General features: G+C 67.8%; 4 protein-coding genes. 2 read left to right on the top strand and 2 right to left on the bottom strand.

Annotated elements, in window-relative coordinates; all coding sequences use genetic code 11:
• Both V7E09_RS15425 and V7E09_RS15420 read left to right on the top strand, forming a co-directional pair.
• Positions 1-271: acetyl-CoA carboxylase biotin carboxyl carrier protein subunit (locus V7E09_RS15425; RefSeq protein ID WP_324523714.1), on the top strand; the 271-nt coding region annotated here is incomplete at its 5' end.
• A 1-nt stretch (position 272) separates the two neighbouring features.
• Positions 273-1,394 carry a sodium ion-translocating decarboxylase subunit beta gene (locus tag V7E09_RS15420; RefSeq protein WP_324510376.1) on the top strand — a complete coding sequence of 374 codons (1,122 nt, stop codon included), beginning with the start codon at positions 273-275 and terminating at the stop codon, positions 1,392-1,394.
• Between the two features lie 65 nt (positions 1,395-1,459).
• On the opposite strand, the gene V7E09_RS15415 is transcribed toward V7E09_RS15420, so the two are convergent.
• Positions 1,460-1,906 carry an adenylyltransferase/cytidyltransferase family protein gene (locus V7E09_RS15415; protein WP_324510375.1) on the bottom strand — a complete coding sequence of 149 codons (447 nt, stop codon included), beginning with the start codon at positions 1,904-1,906 and terminating at the stop codon, positions 1,460-1,462.
• 80 nt (positions 1,907-1,986) lie between these two features.
• On the bottom strand, positions 1,987-2,166 hold a 180-nt coding region (locus V7E09_RS15410; protein WP_324523713.1), incomplete at its 5' end, for a hypothetical protein.

Here is a 2,166-nt window from a genome sequence, read left to right as displayed (position 1 = left end):
CGCGCAGGCGTCGGCCGTGCCCGCAGCCGCTGCCGCGGCCGCCGGGGGTGGCGGACGCGACAAGCTCACCGCCCCCATGCCCGGGGTGATCTTGACCATCGACACCACGGTCGGGACCTCGGTCAAGCGCGGCGAGACCCTCATGGTGCTGGAGGCCATGAAGATGAAGAACGAGCTCAAGGCCTCCAAGGACGGGGTCGTCGCCGAGATCTACGTGGCCGCGGGCCAGCAGGTGAAGTTCGGCGAGACCCTGGTGAGGTTCGAGGCCTGATATGAGTCCCGATACCCTGCACTACCTGCTCCAGGGGGTCCAGAACGTCACGTGGCAGAGCCTCGTGATGATCGCGGTCGGCCTGCTGCTCGTCTGGCTGGCGGTGAAGAAGGAGTACGAACCCCTTCTGCTGCTGCCCATCGGCGCCGGCGCCATCTTGGCCAACCTGCCGCTGTCCCCGATGGTGGGGGAGCACGGCGCCCTCACCGTCCTCTACAACATGGGCGTGGGCAACGAGTTGTTCCCGCTCCTGATCTTCGTCGGCATCGGCGCCATGACCGACTTCGGGCCTCTGCTGGAGAACCCGAAGATGGTGCTGCTCGGCGGCGCCGGGCAGTTCGGCATCTTCCTCACCTTGATGCTGGCGCTGTTCCTCGGCTTCGACCACAACCAGGCCGCATCCATCGGCATCATCGGTGCCATCGACGGGCCCACGTCCATCTACGTGTCGAACAAGCTCGCCCCCGAGTTGGTCGCGCCGATCACGGTCGCCGCCTACTCGTACATGAGCTTGGTGCCGATCATCATGCCGCCGATCATGCGCGCGCTGACCACGCAGAAGGAACGGGCCATCAAGATGCCCTACACCAGCCGCGAGATCAGCCAGCGCACCCGCATCCTGTTCCCGATCATCGTCACGTTGGTGGTGGGCACGCTGGTGCCGTTCGCCACACCGCTGATCGGCATGCTGATGCTCGGCAACCTGATGCGCGAGAGCAAGGTCGTCGAGCGCCTCACCGGCGCAGCGTCGAATGAGCTGGCCAACGTCGTGACGCTGTTCCTCGGCCTGGCCATCGGCTCCACCATGGTGGGGGCGAGCTTCATCAATCTGGCGACCCTGATGATCCTGGTGCTGGGCCTCATCGCCTTCTGCCTGGACACCGTGATGGGCGTCCTGTTCGGCAAGCTGATGAACATGTTCTCGGGCGGCAAGTTCAACCCGCTCATCGGAGCGGCGGGCATCTCCGCCTTCCCGATGGCCGCCCGGGTCGTCCAGAAGGAAGCCCAGCGCGAGAACTTCGACAACTTCATCCTCATGCACGCCATGGGGGCCAACGCTGCCGGTCAGGTGGCGTCGGTGGTCGCCGGCGGTGTGCTGCTGGCGCTTATGGGGGCCTCGTAGACCTTCCCGCTTCGCCACACGCGACGGCGCGCATCCCGCATCGGGGTGCGCGCCGTTCGTGTCGCTCAGGCAGACGCCGGACGATCCGCGGTGAGGGTGAGGGCGTCCAAGGCCGCCCGGAGCCGGGTGCTGGAGGTCTGCACGGTGTAAGGGAAGTAGACGACCTCGACGCCGACCGCCGCGAACCTGCGCTCAAGCCGGTGTCCCCGCTCGGTGCCCCGCCAGTCGTCCCCCTTGAAGAAGTGCGTGAAGCCCACGTCCTTCCAGACGTCGAGCTTGTCGGGGACCGTTTCCACGTGCACGGCGTCGACGTAGCGGATGGCGGCCACGATGTCGGCGCGTTCCGCGGTCGGGACCATCGGTTCGATGCCCTTCACCTCGCGCAGCATCTCGTCGCTGACGACGCCCGCGATCAGGACGTCACAGCGCTCTTTGGCGCGCCGCAGGATGTTCAGGTGGCCGACGTGAAACAGATCGAAGGCCCCTGCGGCATAGCCGATGCGCGTGGTCACGTGACGATGACTCCCAACCAGCGGCCGAACTGTGAGGGTGACGGCCCAGCACGTGCGCCCGACACGTGCAAACCCCCACCTTACCGGCTGGTCGCCCCCGCGTCGTGGGCGCCCCCGGGGCCCGGATGCCGCAGCGCATACTCGCGGTAGTCGACGCCCAGGGCCCCCGCCATCATGCCCGCGCCCCGGGCGGCTGCCCGCGCGCCGCGCGCGGAGTGCCGCGGTGACCGGATCAGCGCACCCGCCAGCCAGCGGCCCCC

It is taken from the genome of Propioniciclava sp. (assembly GCF_036744435.1).
Classification (GTDB): domain Bacteria; phylum Actinomycetota; class Actinomycetes; order Propionibacteriales; family Propionibacteriaceae; genus Propioniciclava.
Note: the sequence above shows the minus strand (reverse complement) of the source record. Positions and strands in the feature narration are given on the sequence as shown.

What these genes read in the sequence shown, in the direction of transcription:
- V7E09_RS15420 (WP_324510376.1), top strand. Translation starts at nt 273, where the DNA reads ATGAGTCCCGATACCCTGCACTACCTGCTCCAGGGGGTCCAGAACGTC.